General features: G+C 41.9%; 20 protein-coding genes and 1 pseudogene. 12 read left to right on the top strand and 9 right to left on the bottom strand.

The annotated features are described in order from the left end of the window. Nucleotides 1-52: 52 nt before the first annotated feature. Both V7L07_RS31350 and lipB read right to left on the bottom strand, forming a co-directional pair. Entirely contained in the window at nt 53-253 is a 201-nt protein-coding gene (locus tag V7L07_RS31350) for a hypothetical protein (RefSeq protein ID WP_179068660.1), read from the bottom strand. A 323-nt stretch (nt 254-576) separates the two neighbouring features. After that, nucleotides 577-1,260, bottom strand: coding sequence for a lipoyl(octanoyl) transferase LipB (gene lipB / locus V7L07_RS31345; RefSeq protein ID WP_442936100.1), 684 nt, complete (start codon nt 1,258-1,260; stop codon nt 577-579). 632 nt (nt 1,261-1,892) lie between these two features. Between lipB and hpf the strand changes: the two genes are divergently transcribed. Next, nucleotides 1,893-2,537, top strand: a complete 645-nt coding sequence (gene hpf, locus V7L07_RS31340; RefSeq protein ID WP_335063321.1) for a ribosome hibernation-promoting factor, HPF/YfiA family — start codon at nt 1,893-1,895, stop codon at nt 2,535-2,537. A 152-nt stretch (nt 2,538-2,689) separates the two neighbouring features. On the opposite strand, the gene V7L07_RS31335 is transcribed toward hpf, so the two are convergent. Further along, a complete protein-coding gene (locus V7L07_RS31335) occupies nt 2,690-3,148 on the bottom strand; it encodes a peroxiredoxin (RefSeq protein WP_335063319.1) in 459 nt (152 codons plus the stop codon). Nucleotides 3,149-3,271: 123 nt separating this feature from the next. On the opposite strand from V7L07_RS31335, the gene V7L07_RS31330 reads away from it, so the two are divergent. The 3 genes from V7L07_RS31330 (at nt 3,272) to V7L07_RS31320 (ending at nt 5,901) form a co-directional block, all read left to right on the top strand. Next, nucleotides 3,272-4,399: an acyltransferase family protein gene (locus tag V7L07_RS31330; protein WP_335063317.1), complete on the top strand. Its 1,128-nt coding sequence runs from the start codon at nt 3,272-3,274 to the stop codon at nt 4,397-4,399. Nucleotides 4,400-4,691: 292 nt separating this feature from the next. After that, the gene (locus V7L07_RS31325) at nt 4,692-5,390 is read left to right on the top strand and encodes a CAP domain-containing protein (RefSeq protein ID WP_335063315.1); all 699 of its coding nucleotides are present in this window, start codon (nt 4,692-4,694) and stop codon (nt 5,388-5,390) included. Between the two features lie 49 nt (nt 5,391-5,439). Continuing rightward, nucleotides 5,440-5,901, top strand: a complete 462-nt coding sequence (locus tag V7L07_RS31320) for a cupin domain-containing protein (RefSeq protein WP_335063313.1) — start codon at nt 5,440-5,442, stop codon at nt 5,899-5,901. A gap of 25 nt (nt 5,902-5,926) precedes the next feature. Here V7L07_RS31320 and V7L07_RS31315 read toward each other — a convergent pair whose 3' ends face one another. Continuing rightward, entirely contained in the window at nt 5,927-6,067 is a 141-nt protein-coding gene (locus V7L07_RS31315; RefSeq protein WP_335063311.1) for a hypothetical protein, read from the bottom strand. Between the two features lie 20 nt (nt 6,068-6,087). Continuing rightward, a pseudogene (locus tag V7L07_RS31310) lies at nt 6,088-6,786 on the bottom strand (hypothetical protein); the annotation flags it as partial. 9 nt (nt 6,787-6,795) lie between these two features. Here V7L07_RS31310 and V7L07_RS31305 point away from each other — a divergent pair. After that, nucleotides 6,796-7,344, top strand: coding sequence for a hypothetical protein (locus V7L07_RS31305; RefSeq protein ID WP_335063307.1), 549 nt, complete (start codon nt 6,796-6,798; stop codon nt 7,342-7,344). 261 nt (nt 7,345-7,605) lie between these two features. On the opposite strand, the gene V7L07_RS31300 is transcribed toward V7L07_RS31305, so the two are convergent. Next, a complete protein-coding gene (locus tag V7L07_RS31300) occupies nt 7,606-9,711 on the bottom strand; it encodes an acylase (protein WP_335063305.1) in 2,106 nt (701 codons plus the stop codon). Nucleotides 9,712-10,394: 683 nt separating this feature from the next. On the opposite strand from V7L07_RS31300, the gene V7L07_RS31295 reads away from it, so the two are divergent. The 6 genes from V7L07_RS31295 (at nt 10,395) to V7L07_RS31270 (ending at nt 18,301) form a co-directional block, all read left to right on the top strand. Beyond that, nucleotides 10,395-11,426, top strand: a complete 1,032-nt coding sequence (locus tag V7L07_RS31295) for a FecCD family ABC transporter permease (RefSeq protein ID WP_335063304.1) — start codon at nt 10,395-10,397, stop codon at nt 11,424-11,426. After that, nucleotides 11,423-12,463 (top strand): FecCD family ABC transporter permease, encoded by a 1,041-nt coding sequence (locus V7L07_RS31290; protein ID WP_335063302.1) that lies wholly within the window; start codon nt 11,423-11,425, stop codon nt 12,461-12,463. Before V7L07_RS31295 ends, V7L07_RS31290 begins: the two co-directional genes overlap by 4 nt. Before the next feature lie 112 nt (nt 12,464-12,575). Continuing rightward, nucleotides 12,576-13,394, top strand: coding sequence for an ABC transporter ATP-binding protein (locus V7L07_RS31285; RefSeq protein WP_335063301.1), 819 nt, complete (start codon nt 12,576-12,578; stop codon nt 13,392-13,394). A 182-nt stretch (nt 13,395-13,576) separates the two neighbouring features. After that, the gene (locus tag V7L07_RS31280) at nt 13,577-15,388 is read left to right on the top strand and encodes an ABC transporter ATP-binding protein (protein WP_335063300.1); all 1,812 of its coding nucleotides are present in this window, start codon (nt 13,577-13,579) and stop codon (nt 15,386-15,388) included. A gap of 88 nt (nt 15,389-15,476) precedes the next feature. Next, complete coding sequence (locus V7L07_RS31275) at nt 15,477-16,481, top strand: methyltransferase domain-containing protein (RefSeq protein WP_335063298.1); 1,005 nt, start codon at nt 15,477-15,479, stop codon at nt 16,479-16,481. Nucleotides 16,482-16,915: 434 nt separating this feature from the next. Then, a complete protein-coding gene (locus tag V7L07_RS31270; protein WP_335063366.1) occupies nt 16,916-18,301 on the top strand; it encodes an EH signature domain-containing protein in 1,386 nt (461 codons plus the stop codon). A gap of 6 nt (nt 18,302-18,307) precedes the next feature. On the opposite strand, the gene V7L07_RS31265 is transcribed toward V7L07_RS31270, so the two are convergent. Continuing rightward, complete coding sequence (locus V7L07_RS31265; protein ID WP_335063296.1) at nt 18,308-18,613, bottom strand: type II toxin-antitoxin system RelE/ParE family toxin; 306 nt, start codon at nt 18,611-18,613, stop codon at nt 18,308-18,310. Beyond that, nucleotides 18,613-18,882: a type II toxin-antitoxin system ParD family antitoxin gene (locus V7L07_RS31260; protein ID WP_335063294.1), complete on the bottom strand. Its 270-nt coding sequence runs from the start codon at nt 18,880-18,882 to the stop codon at nt 18,613-18,615. Before V7L07_RS31260 ends, V7L07_RS31265 begins: the two co-directional genes overlap by 1 nt. 279 nt (nt 18,883-19,161) lie before the next feature. Between V7L07_RS31260 and V7L07_RS31255 the strand changes: the two genes are divergently transcribed. Next, complete coding sequence (locus V7L07_RS31255; RefSeq protein WP_335063292.1) at nt 19,162-19,884, top strand: TerC family protein; 723 nt, start codon at nt 19,162-19,164, stop codon at nt 19,882-19,884. A gap of 77 nt (nt 19,885-19,961) precedes the next feature. On the opposite strand, the gene ndk is transcribed toward V7L07_RS31255, so the two are convergent. After that, a complete protein-coding gene (gene ndk / locus V7L07_RS31250) occupies nt 19,962-20,411 on the bottom strand; it encodes a nucleoside-diphosphate kinase (protein ID WP_334776433.1) in 450 nt (149 codons plus the stop codon). Between the last annotated feature and the right edge of the window lie 100 nt (nt 20,412-20,511).

The raw sequence follows: 20,511 nt of genomic DNA, 5'->3' as shown, positions 1-20,511 counted from the left end.
TCATCACTCATAACTCATCACTCATAACTCATCACTCAGCACTCAGCACTCATTAAAGGTACTCGCGTAAGAATTCAAAGGGATCATCTTCCCAACAAGGTTCAGGTATCAGCCAAAATAGACTACCACTGATGTCGGCTTCAATTTCATCACCGTCGTCTCTATCAAATAGTTCTATCAAAGCTGTCCAATCACGTTCTCTCAGAGATGTTAAAGATGGGGCATATACCTGGAGATTATTTGAGTAATTCACGCGCAAAATTGTGCTTTACAGCCGTAAAAAGTTAGTATAGAAATTTGTAAATAATCAAATTTTAGCTTCGACAATCGCAGTTAAATAGTAGTTCTAGGTTTTATACCCAGTTTAAAAATAAAAATTGTATAGAGACGCATAGAACCAGACACAAAGCCTTCATAGCCTAAGTACCGCGCTTCTAAATATGGGTTATTTCTGCCTCCTGCTTCCTATCTCTTACCTTTTACCTCTTACCTCCTCATTTTGATACTATTAAACATTGACTGCTCTCACAAGTGTCTCACAATTTAAATCGGACTACTATAGTATTTCTTACATAATTACTCAGGTTGGAAGAAAAATTCTTGAGGTTGAGATTCGATTAATTCCACACCAAAGACTTCTGCAAAGGACTGTGCTACATAAAAACGCACTTCTTGGCAGGTGATACCTGGAATCCATTCGGCTAAACTGCCTACAGGTTTATCAGAAATACCGCAGGGCACAATGCGCTCAAAGCCTGTCATGTCTGGACAAACGTTTAATGCAAAGCCGTGCATAGTAATCCAACGGCTGACTTTAATCCCAATGGCTGCAACTTTTCGCCCTTGTAACCAAACGCCAGTAAAAGCCGGAATTCTTTCGCCTTGCAAACCATAAACTGCCAATACGCGAATTATTACTTCTTCGAGTTGCCGTAAATACCAATGAAGGTCTTTACGATAACTTTGCAGATTTAAAATTGGATAGCCTACCAATTGACCGGGACAATGGTAAGTAACCTCGCCGCCTCGTTCAATTCGATGCACATCATATTGACTTTTGTCAATATCAAATTTGAGAAAATCTGAGTTGCTTCCTTGTCCGAGAGTGTAGACAGGAGGATGCTCTAGTAAAATTAACACGTCATCTAGATTAGGGTTATGGATGCGCTCGGTGAGGAGCGATCGCTGCCATCCATGAGCTTTTAAGTAAGGCATTAATCCTTGGTTATACAGCAAACAACGGTTTTTGTGTGGTTTCATACTATGGATTATGCCGAAAATCAACTGTAATAAGGACGAAATATATTTCAAGTTACAGGATTAGAATCAACAAATATTAAGCTTTGCAAAGGATTTTAAAGGAAAGTCAAGGGAACCTGCATTAGAAAATACAAAGTGCTAGGTTGAATATTAACCTCAATAGGTTTTTAGGAGGAATTCTCTGCAATAAGCATCATGCCAAGATGATAAAGACGAATGCACTGGCTGATGATTCTCATAAAATTGTTTGCATTTCAAACAGGATCAAACTTCCCCAAAGACTTGTATTATTTAACAACAGCAAGCAAACTTCAACCGAACACAGAAGGAGCAACTATCAACAGTTCTGTAAGCGTTGCTTTCAAGAAGATGGTACTCATGGGAGTTACCATTCAGATTGCCTCACCCAAGAGTTCTAAGTGGATATCGAATTGGATATCAGCGCAGAGATAAGGAGGTAAATCAAGGGTATACTTGACAACAACTCAAATGCAGGAAGCTGAGAGACAGCTTACCAGCACTATATACAATATAGTTCACAATTTGTTTTGGCGGGAATAAAAAACCTTACCGCAACTTCTTTTCATACAAAGCAAATTCACACATCCAAATATTCAGCGGGAGAGTATTACATGAAGCTTGTCATCCACAGCAAAAATATTGAAATCACCGATGCGATTCGTGAGTATGTACATCAAAAGATTGAAAAAGCAGTTAGTCACTTTCAGAGCATTACAAATGAAGTAGATGTGCATCTTAGCGTCGCCCGGAATCCCCGAATTAATACAAGACAAGCAGCTGAAGTAACTATTTATGCTAACGGTAGCGTTATTCGTGCCGAGGAAAGTAGCGAAAACCTATACGCCAGCATTGACTTAGTTGCAGATAAAATTGCCCGTCAACTGAGGAAATACAAAGAACGACGCCAAGACCAGAAAACTTATGCTCTACCAACAGAAGTAGTTGTTGCGGAGTCGATAGTAACAGATTTAATTGGCGATCGCACCCCCGAATTACCCAACGAAGTCGTCCGCACCAAATATTTTTCCATGCCCCCGATGACCCTTGCAGAAGCCTTGGAACAGCTGCAACTCGTAGGACACGATTTTTATATGTTCCACAATTCTGAAACTGGAGAGATTAATGTCATTTACGAACGCAACCACGGCGGTTATGGCGTAATTCATCCCCGCAATGGTAACGGTCATACTAACGGCAAGAATGGCAAGGCAAGCCACGCTAATATTGTCATGCCGGAAAAGTCGCATTCTAAATAGGGAATGGGGACTGGGGACTAGGGACTAGGGACTAGGGACTAGGGACTAGGGACTAGGGACTAGGGACTAGGGACTGGGGACTGGGGAATGGGGACTAGGGACTAGGGACTAGGAGAGAGTTTCCCAATCCCCAGTACCCAGTACCCAGTACCCTATTTCGCAATCTGTTGCAAAGTTTTCAGTGCTTCTTCAACATGACCTTTAAAGTTAAACATTGAATCAAACACGTATTGCACAACTCCCTGTTGGTCAATGACGTAAGTAACGCGACCAGGGAATAAGCCAAAGGCTGCTGTTGCACCATATAGCTTTCGTACTTGGTCGCCTTTGTCAGTTAATAGAGTAAAAGGTAGATTGTATTTCGCAGCAAATCGCTGGTGAGATTCGCTAGAATCAGCACTGACGCCGACAACTTCAGCGCCAGAGGTTTTAAATACTTCATACTGATCGCGAAAAGCGCAAGATTCCGCCGTACATCCAGGTGTGTCGTCTTTGGGATAAAAATATAAGACAACAGCTTTGTTGCCGCGAAAGTCTTGGAGGCTTACTGTTGAGCCATTTTGGTCAGGTAGAGTGAAATTAGGAGCGGTATCTCCAACTTTGATTGGCATAACAAATAGTGGTAATTACTTAACAAAATTTTACCTTGTATCCAAGTTTATAAATTTTGCTTGATTACCTGCATCAAGGGGAGTAGCTTAGATACTCATCTAACACAAAATTCCGCTTCGATTATGCGCCTGACTTCATTGGATGTTTTTCGCGGCATTACCATTGCGGCGATGATTCTCGTCAATATGGCGGGTGTCGCAGATGATGTATATCCTCCCTTAGCCCACGCTGATTGGCACGGTTGCACACCAACTGATTTGGTATTTCCCTTCTTTCTGTTCATTGTTGGTGTAGCGATGACTTTTTCACTGTCAAAGTACACTGAAGGTAATAAACCAACCCCAACTGTTTACTGGCGAATATTGCGCCGCGCGGCCATTCTCTTTGCCTTGGGATTGCTACTAAATGGCTTTTGGAATCAGGGTATTTGGACTTTTGATTTGAGTAGCATCCGCATTATGGGAGTGTTGCAGCGCATTAGCCTTACCTATCTGCTGGCTTCTCTAGCTGTTCTCAACCTTCCGCGTAAAGGTCAATGGATACTTGCAGTAGTTCTACTTATCGGTTACTGGTTAGCAATGACGTATTTACCAGTACCAGAATACGGTGCGGGAGTTTTGACGCGGGAAGGGAATTTTGGTGCTTATGTTGACCGCCTGATTATTCCCAAAGCACATTTATACAAGGGTGATGGTTTCAAATTTATGGGAGATCCAGAAGGACTCTTCAGTACTATTCCCGCTATAGTAAGCGTCCTCGCTGGCTACTTCACTGGGCAATGGATACGCAGCCAATCTGTACAGTCACGCACAAGTATAGGTTTAGCATTATTTGGAGTTGGTTGCTTAATTATCGGTTGGGCGTGGGGATGGACATTCCCTATTAACAAAAAGCTGTGGACAAGTTCTTATGTGTTCTTTAGCAGCGGTTGGGCATTACTGTTGCTAGCAGCTTGTTATGAATTCATCGAAGTCCGGTTGATGCGTCGCTGGAGTAAGCCTTTTGAAATTATGGGCTTAAATGCGATCGCTCTTTTCGTTGCATCAATTTTGTTGATTAAAATCTTAGTCAAAACCACTATTGGCGCTGGCAAAGACGCTCCCACTACCTACAATTGGATTTACCAGAATTTTTTCGCATCTTGGGCAGGGGCGTTGAATGGTTCCCTGTTATTTGCTCTAGTCACTGTATTGTTGTGGTGGGCTGTTGGGGTTCTAATGTATCGGCAACGCTGGTTTCTGAAAGTGTAAATTTGGCAGCAGGCGTCAGAAATTAAAAAGATTTTGGTTATTATTTACGTTTTATTGTTGTTAATGTTACAACAGGTATTAAGTGATAGATTTGTAACACTTTAGGAACAAAGGCAAGCACAACTTTATCTACAATTACTGGCGCGTTAATCTGCGCTTTCTTTGGCGAACTCATTTAAGTTCTTGATATCGTTTCTAGCGTTGGAAGCTTCCACAGATTTATCTGTGCGTTGAAAATTCTTATTTCTTCTAATTCACTAAATTAATTCATAGAAAAATTGTGAGGTAATGTATGCGTCGCATGAAATTTTGGGTATTTTTGCCAATTGCCTTGATATTGGGCTGCTCAAATCAACTGCTTCAATCTAACCCCTCTGTAGCCAACCCTAATCCAGCAGTACAAACTAGTCCAACTTTGTTAGCAAAGGCAAGTTATCTTTCACCACTAGAACAACAGGTAATTGTTGAGACAAATAAGGTCAGAACAAATCCCAAGTCATATCTCCCGATTCTGGAAAACTATAGAAAGCGTTTTGAGGGGAACCGAGTCAAAATTTCTAATAATACTTATTTGCGAACTCAAGAAGGAGTTAAGGCAGTTGATGAAGCGATCGCATTTCTCAAATCAGCACGTCCTATAGGAGCCTTGAGTGCATCAAAGGGTATGTCTTTAGGAGCAAAAGACCACGTTAAAGACCAAGGCCCAAAGGGTGTTACAGGTCATGATGGTAGCGATGGTAGCAGTCCTTTTACTCGCATCAACCGCTATGGTAAATGGCAAACAACCGCAGGTGAAAATATCAGTTATGGCCCAAACAGCGCTCAAGATATCGTTATGCAATTAATTATTGATGATGGTGTGCGCGATCGCGGTCATCGAAAAAATATTTTTAACGGCGCTTTCAAAGTCTCTGGTGTTGCTTATGGAACTCACAAAGCATACAGAACAATCTGCGTGATTGACTACGCTGGTGGATATCAGGAAAAATAATTTGCAGTAGGGAATAGATATATGCCCCAGAATTCCTAGAGGTGTCAGTATGACTGTTATCACTCCTGATCGTTTCGTCGTAGAGGAAAGCCCTTCTCACGCCGCGCACGAGCCAAATCGCACCCTCTGGATCAGCGAAGCAGGAGGGCTTACCCAGTTTGGCGCGTTCATCGAAGTTCTGCAACCTGGCTCTCGTTCATCTATCAAGCATTGGCATAGTGCTGAGGATGAAATGGTCTATGTCCTCGAAGGCGAGATCACGCTCATTGAAGGAGACACAAAGACTGTATTACGTCCTGGCGACGCTGCAACTTTTCAAGCAGGAGTGGCGGTAGGTCACTTCCTTGAGAATCGCAGCGCCTTGGCAACGCGATGCCTAGTAGTCGGCAACCGAGCGGCAGTAGACACAATCACGTATCCTGACCTTGATCGGGTATGTCACCGCGATCGATCGCTGCCAGACGACATCTGGACTAACAGTGTGGGAGAACCTGCTCCGAGTCCCTACTAGCAATAATTGCAGGATGCTTTTTGTACTATTTTTGTGGGTTTACCTTGACCAAATCCTTTGCCAGACATGGTAGTTGGTATATTTGATACATGGATTTTAGCAGGGTTTGAGGGTTGTGATGGGGAGCGATCGCCAGGCATCCTCTAAGAACTGTGCGTTCGCTCATTTTGACCCAGTGAGGGGGAATTATGTCTTACACAGCTTAAGTTCGGGGTCATAAAGGGATTCAGGGATTTTCATGGCGGAAAGAATCTGTTTTTGAAGCTGGTTGAGAGGTGTAATGAAGATCGTAGAATCAGGGAGTAAATAAAGAGTTATGTGACAAAAAACCTTAAGTATTTGTTCGGCAGAAGGACGATCCGTTTTGCGCTTGGGATTGCCATCATAAAGACCTGGCAAAGAATCTTGAGCTTGTTGAAGTACCTGTCTGACGACAAACTCCATGAGGGTAAAAACGCGTAAAGCGATATTTAACAAAAACATCAAACCAGTGATTCGATTTTGATTCTGGAAATAAATAGGTAAGGCAGGCAAGGAACCCCTCTTAAAGCGGCCTTCAGCAGCAACTTCTTCTTGCTGTTGAGACAAATGAATATCAACAACTTCTGTTGGTGATTGTTTTACCCATTGTTTGAGGAATTGAGGGTTTTGTCCGCTCATTGGTAAGGGAACACAGTAAAATCCAAGTGCCCCTGCGATGTTGGCACGGGTTGCAAGAGAACGCGCTTTACAGTCAGCAATAAACACAAAATTTTTGTGCCCAATTACTTTTTGTATCTTTTGCCAGGTGGGAAAATACAATGGGTCGTCCGCTACATTGCCTTCGAGAGTTGCACTGACTAAAGGCATCCCCATTGGGTCAAGTGTTGCCTTCCACTTTTTGAAACAAGTGCAGTGCAAGCTGCTGCTACCTTCCGAGGAATTCGAGAGGAACTGCAAACAGCACTTCAAGAACGTGCAGCAGTAGAACAGCAGATGCTTCAAGGATTTGCTAACAATATGGGGCAAACTTTGAGTCAATTCCAAACTGAAACTACGGGAGTTATACAACAAACAGCCCACGAAATTAATCGAGGTGTAGTTCAGAGTATCGAAGGAATGACAGCCCAGCGAAGTGCTTTTGAAGCAAGTGCAGTGCAAGCTGCTGCTACTTTCCGAGGAATACGAGAGGAACTGCAAACAGCACTACAAGAACGCGCAATAGTAGAACAGCAGATGCTTCAAACTACTCGGACTGGAATTATCCAAATTCTCACCCAAGCAAGTAGAATCTTTCATGAGCAAACTAATACTCTACAAACAGTAGGTAATCAAGCTTCTGGGTTGATGAATGATGCGAAGGATAATCTTCTGGCTACTTTAGGAAATATCGACGTAACACTCACAGCCACCCGCCAAACAGTAGAGGAAGATTTGACAACATTCCGGCAAGAAGTTCACTAGTCAAAATTAGCAGTGTTATTTTGTTATTTAGGCTCATGTTATGGCAATCCTAAATAAGTTGTGAAATTACTCGTTGAGATAGGGAACAAGAAAGAAGGATTACAAATGAAATAGATTACAGCTATTTTCAGGTAAATAGACCACGCGGTAGGGGTGCAAAGCCTTACGCTTCTACAATAAGAGTGGTTCAAATACATGAAAACTGCTGTAAATTATTCGTTGCAAACTGCGATCGCAAACCCTAAAAGCAGACTATTGACCTCAGAATATTTTACGCTCTTCTAGATGAGCAAGAATATCTGAGCGATCGCGCCACACAGTCCGCAACTTTTTGTTGGCAAACATCTGTAACTGGTCGCCAATGTGGGGCGATCCGGGTTGAGACGCGTTACCGTAGCTGGTGAGTGCCATTGCCCGTACAGGGTTGGAAAATTCAATTGCAGCTACATAAGAATCACCATCAACGGCTTGGAACGTTTGCTCTGCCCCTGGGGCAAAATAGAGCGCACGAAAAATCCCCAGATTACCATCCCCACCATTGGCAGGTAAATCCAGATTACCCAAGCGTAGCCGAAAAACCTTACCCCACGGTACATCAAGCGCTCCATAAGTCTTTTCTACCTGTGCTGCTACTGCTTGCAGAGTTGCAACTGCACTTTCAGGATTAACTAAACCATTGGGTGTGGTGCGTGGAGAATTTTCATTCCAAGGTTTACTAAAGGTTTTATCTAAGTCCATCTGTTGTACCCAAAAGGCAAATAATACTGCCCCACGACTATCTGCATTGGCTTGCCGATCCCAGGCTTCTAGGACATCGGCTGCTTTTTGCCCCAAGTCCTGACCATATTTGCGGGCAGCCGGAATTAAATCATCCAAAATCCGATCGGCCAGTTCCATCCGGGTAGAGTGCTTGTCTACAACCATTTGATCAAAAGAGATTTTGTCATCCTCAGCCAACATCCTTACAGAACGTTGGGAGCGGAAATCCATAAAACGAGGTGCTATGTAAGGCGGGTAATTATCTGCTTTAATGGCGGGGGGAAATGTAGTTGTCCAAGGTGGGTCATTTGTATTTTGCAACCAGCCGCTTTTAGGGTCAACTATGCGCGGTAAATCTTTGTAAGGATGAATTTTTGTCCACAAGGTTTTAGATGTATTTCCTGGGATTATGCCTTGCCAATATTTAAAATCACCAAAGGAGCGCACTGGAACTTGACCGTTGAATAGGTGCATAATATGCCCTTCTCGATCCGCATACATCACCGTAAACATTGGCAATTGCAAGCGCTGGAGTGTCTTTTCAAACTGGGCAAGGTTTTTTGCTCGTGCCATATCCCACCACTCTTGGAGTACACCTGGTCGGTCAAGACCTGCAACTCTCAGCGCCAGGATTTTACCATTTTTCTCGACTACCACAGGCCCGTGGACAGAACTTTTCACTACCAAGGATTGCTCTTGCAAGGAGCCATCTTTCTGCTTCACTTTTAGGGAAAGAGTTTTTGAAAGGAAGTTACGAACTTTGTCATCAAACCTGTACCCATCACCTACCGGTGTGAGTTCGTAAACATCCCAACCATCATAAGTATTAACGGTATGAGTCCAACCTAAGTTGTTGTTAAAGGCGATCGCTAATACGGGAATACCTACAAGTGTTGCCCCATACGCATCAATGCCTGGTGCGGTGATTTGAGCCTCATACCACAAAAATAAATCTGACCAAGGTAGATGTGGGTTTGCTAGCAACATAGCATTACCAGAGGCAGAATGACTTGGTGCGATCGCCCAACCATTAGATCCTGCTTGCAACTTTTCTTTGCTCAGACCTAATACTTGCTCAGGATTGACCACAAAGGTAAAGTTAAGTACTCGATGTAAGTGAGCCATGACATCTTCTGCCTTGACTGGTAGCACCACTTCAACTTCATCATCAATCAAGTTAGGATTTTGTTTTGCATAAGCATTGATCCCAGTAGCAAAAGCATCAAGATAACTACGAAAAGTTGGACTCTGTGTCTGGTACCAAGAACGAGCGCGTTCTGGTATTCCCGCAGTCTGTACCCAACGATCTGAATCTAGATATTTCTCTCCCCAATATTCAGCTGCGCGTCCCCGTGCTTGACCATAAAGACGTAAAACTAAATCTCCATGACTTTGCATTTGTGCCCAACCAAATGCATAAAATGCACTTTGGTCATCTTTCCCGTAAATATGCGGCACACCATAAGTATCCCATAATATCTCTGTGGATTTTGTTGGTACAGCTATAGTGCGGCTGCCGACAAGCAAAACCAATATCAAGCTGAGTATTAAAGGTAAAACACGTATTGGTTTTCGTTTGTAAACTCTAAGTAAACTATCAATTCTCACGAACACCACCATTTAGAGATGTAATGCCTGGGGATTGGGGACTGGGGAGGAAGCAAGGGAGCAGGGAGGAATGGCACTAAGTTAAAACACAGCTGTTGCACTAACTGGTTCCCAGCCTGGAGGCTCCGCTTCCAGTGGATTGACCCTGACTTTTCACGGTATCTGGAAAACCTCTCTTCTATTTCTCTCTCCTTTTAGGAGAGAGACTTTGAGTTTTCCCCTCTGGTAGGGAAGAGGGGGTTAGTTTTTTTTGTAGCTTTTCCACATAACGTGAAAAGTCAGTGGATTGACCAGAGGCAGAGCCTCTGGGAATACATTCCCAGTCTTCAGACTGGGAACGAGGTTAGACAAGCCTTTTGGCTTTTCTTAGTGTCATTCTTCCCTGCACCCTGCTCCCTTGCTTCTTTCCCAGTCCCCAGTCCCCTCTTTGCACACAATTGACTTTGAGAAAGCAGATTTAAGTTAATCTAACAATACCACTTTATTGAGAAAAGATGTCAAAGTTTTAAGAGCATCCTTTATTCCTTTGAAAAATGGAGAAAGGGCTACACGATCGTGTAATCTATATATTTATCAAGAAAGATTATCAATTTAAATGATTAAAAAGCTGTTAAATATTGAGAGTGCCCATTGAAAAAACAACTAACCACTAGAGCGTAATATTTTCAAGTGATAGCAGGATCATGATAAAAGCAACTACACTCTCACCGAGAGGATTAAAAAAGCCACAAATGTCAGCCTTATTTGGTCTGGTTTTGGGACTATGTATGCTGCTAATTTGCTTGGTGTACAGTGTGACGCTAGGTGCAGCAGAAATACCTCTAGGTAAGATTTTGACATCTTTTATAGCCTTTGATGGTTCCTACGATCACTTAGTTATTCAGACTGTGAGATTACCGCGATCGCTAATTGCTATCCTTGTAGGTTCATCTCTTGCTGTATCAGGAGCATTAATGCAGGGTTTGACGCGAAACCCCTTAGCAGATCCAGGTATTTTGGGTATTGAGTCGGGAGCCGCCCTCTTTGTGGTTGTCACAATTTTTGTTTTTGGCAGCTCATCCCTAAGTGTTTACGCCCTTGTCGCATTTTTGGGTGCGGGACTAACAGCAGTGTTAGTTTACCTCCTTGGTTCTCTGGGAAGAGGAGGAGCCACCCCACTGAATCTGACAGTAGCAGGAGCGGCGTTAACTGCTCTGATTTCTTCCTTCACCACCGGTATCCTCATTGTCAGTCAACAAACACTCGAAGAGGTGAGATTTTGGTTAGCTGGTTCCTTATCTGGTCGAGATTTTAATTTATTCTTACAACTACTACCTTTCGTTGGCATCGGATTAGTATTAGCTTTTGCCCTTGGCAGACAAATTACCACTATGAGTTTAGGTGAAGATGTCGCTAAAGGCTTGGGTCAACAGACAGCTTCGATCAAAATATTTACCGCTATCAGCGTAGTCTTACTAGCAGGAAGTGCCGTCGCTCTTGCAGGGACAATCGGCTTCATTGGTTTAGTCGTTCCTCATATAGTGAGATTTTATATTAAAGCCGATTATCGTTGGATATTACCTTATTGTGCAGTTCTGGGTGCTATTTTACTCTTGGTTGCAGATATTGCTGCCCGTGTATTGCTCAAACCACAAGAATTACCTGTAGGTGTAATGACATCAATAGTTGGCGCTCCTTTTTTTGTCTACCTAGCTAAGTCAAAGGTGAAAAAATGAGTTTTGATTGGCTAGTCATTCGTTCGCAGGTGATATCTTTCCGCATCGACCGACGTGTACCAGTCACACTGCTATGTTTGGCAGTAGCGATTGTAGTGGCGATGGTGATGAATATCGGGCGGGGTGAATATCCAATCTCGCCTTTAAATATCGTGAAAACTATATTGGGTTTAGATACAGGAAACCCAGACCATGTATTCGTGATTCAGAATTTGCGTCTACCCCGCACCCTTGTAGCTTTTATGGTGGGAGTAGCGCTAGCAATTTCTGGTACTATCTTCCAAGGACTGACACGCAATCCATTGGCTGACCCAGGTATTATCGGCATCAATGCTGGGGCGAGTCTGGCGGCAGTTGTAGTAATTGTATTATTTCCCTCAGCACCGGTTTATACCTTACCTCTATCAGCCTTTGCTGGTGCTTTGCTAATGGCGATTTTAATTTACTCGCTAGCTTGGAATAATGGTAGTTCTCCGATTTTATTAATTTTAATGGGTGTTGGTTTATCTGCGATCGCCAGTGCCATAACCAGCTTAATGATTACCTTTGGCGAAATTTCTGACGTTGGTGATGCTTTGGTTTGGTTAGCTGGAAGCGTCTACAGTCGGACTTGGGAGCAAGTCTTTTCTTTGTTACCTTGGTTAATTGTTTTTATCCCAATGGCTTTGACACTAGCAAGGGATTTAAACGCTCTTAACTTGGGAGATGATGTCGCCAAAAGTTTAGGTAATCGAGTGGAATGGCAACGTGGTTTACTCGTGCTGGTGGGTGTAGCCTTAGCAGGTGCAGGAGTCGCCACCGCCGGTAATATTGGTTTTATTGGATTAATCGCACCCCATGTAGGACGACAGTTAGTAGGTACAACCCATGAAGGCTTGATTCCTACTTCTGCACTCTTGGGGGGAGTGATTGTTGTGATAGCAGACTTGCTAGGAAGAACGCTATTTGCACCAATCGAACTTCCTTGTGGCGTTGTAACTGCTGCTATTGGCGCTCCTTATTTTCTTTATTTGTTAATTCGTAACCGCAAAAAATAAGGGACTGGAGACTGGGGACTGGGGACTGGGGACTAGGGAAAAAGGATATTTTATCAACTAACAAATTAGATTTTCATAAATCCAAAATCCAAAATCTAAAATGGTTTCACTTATGAAAGGATTGTCAACCAAAAATCTGTCTTTAGCTTATGATGGTGCGCTGATTATCCGTGACCTAAATTTGTCAATTCCCACTGGACAAATTAGTGGTTTAGTTGGTGCTAATGGTTGTGGTAAATCAACGTTGTTAAGAGGTTTGGCAAGATTGCTTAAACCCCGTGGTGGTACAGTCTATCTTGATGGAACATCTATTTTTAATCTTTCAACTAAAGAAGTCGCACAGCAATTAGGTATTTTGCCTCAAGGGCCAGTAGCACCAGAAGGATTAACCGTGCAAGATTTGGTAGCACAAGGACGTTATCCTTATCAAAATTGGTCGCAGCAGTGGTCAGCAAAAGATGAAAAAATCGTGCAGCAGGCACTAGAAATTACAGATCTGTTGAAATTGGCAGATAGATCATTAGATACGTTGTCCGGTGGACAACGACAAAGAGCTTGGATTGCAATGGCGTTGGCACAAGATACAGATATTTTACTTTTAGATGAACCGACTACTTTTTTAGATTTGGCACATCAGATAGAGATTTTGGATTTGTTGTATGAGTTGAACCAAAATCAAGGACGGACAATTGTGATGGTGCTGCATGATTTAAATCAAGCGTGTCGTTATGCTGATTACTTAGTTGCAGTCAAAGATGGCCGAATTTTTGCTGCTGGAGAACCAAAGCTAGTGATGACTCAAGAAATGGTTCAAGAGGTTTTTGGGTTGGAGTGCCGAATTATTGCTGACCCAGTAATGGAGACACCAATGTGTGTACCGATAGGACGAAAAGGAAAAGTAAATGACAAACAAATTTCCTTAAATTCCTAATGCAATTTTTACTATAAATATCGCTCTTGGGGACTTCCAAAAAAAATATCTAATTAACTCTTGTGAGGTGGGCATCTTGCCCGCCCAGTAGATATGGTGGGCATCTTGCCCACCCCACAAAATTGGATAATTTATTTTTTTAGCTACTTTATTAATCACCTCATTACAAATAATAAACAGTCGTGACAATCACATCAAAATCTCCCATAGGATCTAAAAATCATAGAAATCCAGCCTCTCCTTTACAACGCTTGCTCAACTATGGCAGTCAATATTACCTACAAATTTGGCAGGCAACATTATGTTCTATTATTAATACGATTTTAGACTTAGCACCGCCGTGGTTAGTTGGTATTGCGGTAGATATTCTCGTAGAGCAGCAAAACTCTGTATTTGCCAAGTTGGGTGTAAAAGATATATTTTGGCAATTCTTACTGCTTTCATTGATTACTATCATTGTCTGGATATTAGAATCAATTTCTGAGTATGCATATAGTAGACTTTGGCGTAATTTAGCCCAAAATATCCAGTATGACTTACGCTTGGATACCTACAATCATGTACAAAAATTAGATTCAGCTTACTTTGAAGAAAGTAGCACTGGCGGTTTGATGTCAATTTTGAATGATGATATCAATCAGTTAGAAGATTTATTGAATTTTGGAGCTAATCAAATTATCAATATAATCACTTCAATTATCATTTTAATTGGTGGTAGTTTTTTTATTTTACCTTTTTCTATAACCCTGGTAGCACTGTTGCCAATACCATTTATTATTTGGGGATCTTTTACCTATCAAAAACTTTTGGAAGATCGTTATGATGAGGTGCGGGAAAAAGTCGGTTTTCTGAACTCCCGGCTAGCAAATAATATCAGTGGCATTACCACAATTAAAAGTTTTACTGCCGAAGACTATGAAAGTGCTAGATTGGCAGCAGAAAGCGAAGCATATAGAAAAAGTAATACCAAAGCAATTAAACTTTCTGCTGCATTTAATCCTTTAATTAGAATGTTAGTTTTAGTAGGGTTTACAGCCTTACTATTTTGGGGAGGGATGGCAACATATACTGGTAAAATATCTATTGGTAGTTATAGTGTTTTACTCGTTTTAGTACAAAGATTATTGTGGCCTTTCGTAGAATTAGGCGGAATATTTGACAACTATCAAAGGTCAATGGCTTCTACCAAACGGATCATGAATTTATTAGATACTCCTATCAATATTGCAACTGGGGATGAAATTTTATTGGTTGACCGAGTACGTGGTGACATTGAATTTAAAAAAGTTGCTTTTGCTTATCAAGATAGAGATCCAGTAATTAAAAAACTATCCTTACATGTACCCGCCGGAAAAACTATTGCTATTGTTGGTTCTACAGGTTCCGGTAAAAGCACTTTAGTTAAATTATTACTGCGATTATATGATATTTCTGCGGGGACGATCGCAATTGATGGTATTAATATTCAAAAGTTAAATCTAGGTGATTTGCGTCGTAGTATCGGGTTGGTCAGCCAAGATGTATTCTTATTTCACGGTACGATTGCTGAAAATATCGCCTATGGTACTTTTAATGCTGCGGATGAAAAAATAATTGAAGCGGCGAAAATTGCCGAAGCTCATGATTTTATTCTGCGGCTACCTCAAGGTTATGAGACAATAGTTGGAGAACGGGGTCAAAAACTATCTGGTGGACAACGCCAAAGAATTGCGATCGCACGCGCTATTTTAAAGAATCCGCCAATTTTGATTTTAGATGAAGCTACATCGGCGGTGGATAATGAAACTGAAGCTGCCATTCAGCGTTCTCTAGAACGGATTACTGTTAATCGAACGACAATTGCGATCGCTCATCGTCTTTCTACTATCCGCAATGCTGATTGTATTTACGTGATGGAATATGGAGAATTAGTTGAATCGGGAACACATGAAGAATTGTTGGATAACAATGGGATTTATGCTGGCTTATGGAATGTGCAGTCAGGGATGAAATAATTGTCAAGGGTTCCTGCTACAAAATTCATGGCTACGAGATTCGTGCAAAAAATCTATCTACGGTAGGCGTACAGGAGAGTTCAAAACAATGTCAAATTTATTATTATATTTTGTAATTGGTTTTCTTCTGTTTTTGGTGATTGGAATTGCGGCTTATCTCCTGACTGCCCGCAAGTATCAATCCTCAGCCACAGTTGCCAATTCCTACGATCAATGGACTCTTGACGGCATCGTAGAGTTTTATTGGGGGGAACACATTCACCTTGGTCACTACGGTTCGCCGCCACGAAGAAAGGATTTTTTGGCTGCTAAATCTGATTTTGTCCATGAAATGGTTAAATGGGGTGGAATAGAAAAATTACCTCCTGGTACTACCGTCTTAGATGTTGGCTGTGGTATTGGCGGCAGCAGCCGGATTTTAGCGCGAGATTATGGGTTTGCTGTCACAGGAATTACCATCAGCCCACAGCAGGTAAAGCGTGCCCAAGAATTAACCCCTAAAGGGCTAAACGCCCAGTTTGCGGTGGATGATGCGATGGCATTGTCGTTTCCAGATGCTAGTTTTGATGTGGTCTGGTCAATCGAAGCAGGCCCCCACATGCCAGATAAAACCGTTTTTGCTAGAGAATTAATGCGGGTGCTAAAGCCTGGTGGGGTGTTGGTTGTAGCTGACTGGAATCAGAGAGATGACCGCCAAAAACCTCTAAATTTCTGGGAAAAACCAGTAATGCAGCAACTTCTCGATCAGTGGTCTCATCCAGCTTTTTCCAGCATTGAAGGCTTTTCTGAGCTTTTGGCAGCGACTTCCTTAGTCGAGGGGGAGGTAATTACGGCAGACTGGACGGAACAAACGCTTCCTTCTTGGTTGGATTCTATCTGGCAAGGAGTGATTAGACCACAGGGATTGGTGCGTTTTGGTCTATCTAGTTTCATTAAATCTCTGCGCGAGATGCCGACGTTTTTGCTGATGCGTTTGGCTTTTGGTACAGGACTGTGCCGATTTGGAATGTTCCGCGCTGTGCGTGCGAAGGGGAGTACAGAATTAATCGATAGAAACTCTACCAGCCAAACTCCCTCAAACGTAGTTAGGTAGCGGCATGATGACCAAAGCGATATTTCGTATCTGTTCACAGCTTATAAGGTCTGAAGCGGCAAAATGCACGTAAACAGCGTAATTTTGCCGTTGTTGAATTAAGTTTCAATGTCTGCATTACTTAAACGTTCTTGTTTAGCATCAGTTTCATTTTGTGTGCTTCTAGTGTTCTCTCCCAAAAGTTCTGAGAGGTTAGTGGTGTTCAGATCCCTGACTTCTTGAAGAAGTCGGGGATCTGGCAGCCCCACAAGAGTTAATTGGATAATTTATTTCTTGGAAGTCCCTAATGGCAAACTGATACCAGTCTGTTGCGATCGCATTTAGTCAAATGTTAAAACTTAAATTGTATGAAATAATACAAATATTATCCTAATGGCACTGCGATCGCACCCATTGAATCCTCTTCAAAATGCACCACAACCACGTTAAGCTGAATTAGATCTGAAACTCCCCAGTGTAGTCCTAATCAACTTATTCAACTTGCAAGTAACTTACCAGATGTAACAATATCAATACCAAGTGTTGATAAAGTATTGGAAGGTATTGAACAGGGTAAAGCTGATCGAGTAAGTAAGTTGGACTGGATTTACTGCATCCATGCTAAAGCACAGTGGGATCAGCAAAATATTGACCGATGCAGGAAAACATCAGCAGCCATTTGGAAGGTAGCAATTTCTAATTTATGGTTGCAACATCAGCTATTGTGGCGTTTAGCTGTTTATTATGGCGATCAGCAAGAACAGGTGTTAGCACAGTCTCTAGCTGAATCTTTTGATATTTTTGCTAATTCCGACTTAGTTAGTCACCTGCTACCAGTTCAAATTATTCGCGCACTTTGCAGTAAACAAGCAGGTAGAGAATTAGCAAAAATTGCTTGTGAAAAGTGCGTTAATCGAACTGAATTACTAAACAGCATCCAAGACATTTTACCTGCTTATATTCCATTGTTTAGCCAATTCATAGAAGACATAGCTCCCTATTTTATTACAATTAACTTCCCAAATCAGAACCAAGTAAAATGGTTGTTAAGTTGTTTAGATGAAATGTCAGGAAGTCAGCAAATAAAGGCTGTTGATCATTTACTAACTAATGTTTCTCATGATATATCAAACAATTATTTTTTACTGGTTGATTGGTTGCGAAATAACTATAGAAATGGTGAGAATTGGTATAAACTTTCAGATCCAGCAAGGCGAAGACTTCGAGAGTGGATTGGAGGTATCAAGTATGGTGATTTCCAAAATTTAGTAAATCTAATATTGAACAAGCTCGATTTACCAGACTTCGAGTCAAAACGCCTATGTAGTCGCAGAAACTTTTGGGCTAGTTACAGTAACCGCTTTGAACGGCTTCGCATCTTGTTACCTAAGACATCACAACTTGCCATAGCGTATCAAATCCAAGGTGATGTTGATCTATTAGAGGATGATGGTAGCGACCCGACAGAAGTCTGTATATTTGATTTTGGTGAGTGGTTTGTAGTCGAATTCTTTCGTGGAAGAGGTGGTGAGACGCGTCTGTTTCCTAAAAATTCCAAAAATCAGCAAATCTTTTTTGGTGAATCAACACTTTCAGTCAAACGTATTCGCTGTCTAGGTGGCGATAGACATGATCATGTTTATCTTTGGCAGGAATTTTCCCCCACTTGGCTTAAAAATCATGGAATTCTGCCTAATCCAAATACCCAGCCTTCCAGAAACCCTACAGCAGATAAATTACGAAAGCGAGAAAACAGTCTTGAGCCGTGGAAAAGAGAAATTGAATATCTAGAACGGGAAGCTAAAGCCTACTGTAAGAAGATTTGTTTTTTAATAGAGTGAAAATTATTAACTTAAATCATCATCTAAAAAGAGGGTCTCTAAATCACGATAGCCACTCACTATCCGTACAACTTCAATCCCCTCTGCAATTGGGCGATAAAATATCAAATAATCATCAACTGGAAAGCTACGCAACGCAGGTAAAAGCTCATCCCGTCTACGTCCGATACTGGGAAACTTTGCTAAAATATCAAACTTTTGAGTGATGAGTGTGAGCAATCTATCTGCAACATCTGGATTTCCAGCAAATAGGTAATCGTTAATTTCTTGTAAGTCTTGGGTAGCTTGAAATGATAGAAAATATAAACTCATTATTGCCCCTGAGTCTTTCTCAAAGCTTGGTTCTTTTGACGTAGTTGCTCGATTACTTCTCTACCGTCGAGTCGTTCTCCTCGATCAAGTTGCTCAACCCCAATCATAATTTCCCTTTGGAGTTCCTCAAACCGACCCTTATAAATACGTTCCCGTTCCTCTAATAGCCTAATGCCTGCAAGAATCACTTCTTCTGATGAAGTATACTTCCCACTTGCAACCTGACTTTGAATGAACTGCTCAAGCTCGATCGTTAAGGAAATATTCATAAACTATTACCATATTTTCATATTTTTGTTCTCATATTCTAATTCGATAAGCGAAATAACGGCAGTCCATTACGATCGCATTAAGTAAGATATCTAGTTTTTACTGTATTAAATATTACAAATGATAGTTGAGTAGTACTGCGATCGCACACATTCAACCCTCTTCAAAATACATCACAACCACGTTAAGCTGAATTAGAGTAGCAATTTATTGCGCTTTTTAATATGAAAATCTCTGTTCTTGTCAAATTTTAATTTTTTCTGCTTGAGAAACCCGGAATGCTAGATCAAATTTTTGATTACCTCCACTTTCATTTCAGCGTTGAAGCCCCGATAGTTCTGCTGATCCTGATATTTTTAGAGGCAGTGTTATCTGCCGATAATGCGATCGCCCTGGCTGCGATCGCTCAAGGGCTAGAAGACAAAGAACTTGAGCGTAAGGCCCTCAACTTTGGTTTAGTCGTTGCCTACGTGCTACGAATCACCCTGATTTTAACTGCTACTTGGGTACAACAATTCTGGCAATTTGAATTATTGGGCGCTGCTTACCTGCTGTGGTTGGTATTCCAGCACTTTGCCTCTCAACAAAGTGAAGATGATCACCACCACGGTCCGCGTTTTAATTCATTGTTGCAAGCTATACCCGTGATTGCATTTACAGATTTAGCATTTTCTTTAGATAGCGTCACAACTGCGATCGCAGTTTCTCAAGAAAGGTGGTTGGTGCTGACGGGTGCAACAATTGGGATTATTGCGCTGCGATTCATGGCGGGATTGTTTATCCGTTGGCTAGACGAATACGAAAACCTAGAAGATGCAGGTTATGTAACTGTAGCTTTGGTTGGCTTGCGCTTGTTATTGAAAGTGGTGAACGATGCTCTCGTTCCACCAGAATGGATCATGATTCCTGCCATCTTTTTAATTTTAGGTTGGGGATTTTCCAAACGTGTTGCTGCTGAGTCACCACAAGTAGAACCGGAAAAGAGCGAAGTCTCTAAATAAAAAGAGCAGGGGGGCAGGGAGCAGGGGGAAATAACTAATTCCTAATCCCCAGTCCCCAATCCCCAGCCCCTAATGTCTTACTCGTGCAACCAAGGCGTTAAGTGTGGTTGCCAACTTACCAACTCTTCATCCTTAAACCATAGAGCGATTTCCTGTTGAGCGGTTTCTGGAGCATCAGAACCGTGGATTAAGTTACGACCAATATTCAGTCCAAAATCGCCGCGAATGGTTCCTGGCTCTGCTGTTAATGGGTTTGTCGCACCAATAATCTTTCTGGCAGATGCAATAACGCCATCACCTTCCCATACCGTCGCCACTACTGGGCTAGAAGTGATAAATTCCACTAAACCACCAAAAAAGGGACGTTCTCGGTGAACACCATAGTGTTGTTCAGCCAATTCCCGACTGACTTTCAGGAACTTTAAACCAACTAGGGTAAAACCTTTGGTTTCAAAGCGACGGATAATTTCCCCCACTAATCCCCGCTGTACTCCATCAGGCTTAATTGCTAAAAATGTGCGTTCCATTGCTATCTCCTAAAACTTAATAAAGTTTTTATCTAGTCAATTGTCCTTTGTCCTACCCTGCGGGTAGCCGTTGGCGCGTCTATGTCATTTGCTATTCATC

Origin of the sequence: Nostoc sp. (genome assembly GCF_036916985.1) — a bacterium.
Lineage (GTDB): Bacteria > Cyanobacteriota > Cyanobacteriia > Cyanobacteriales > Nostocaceae > Nostoc.
The sequence above is the reverse complement of the archived record's forward strand: the minus strand, read 5'-3'. Positions and strand labels throughout refer to the sequence as shown.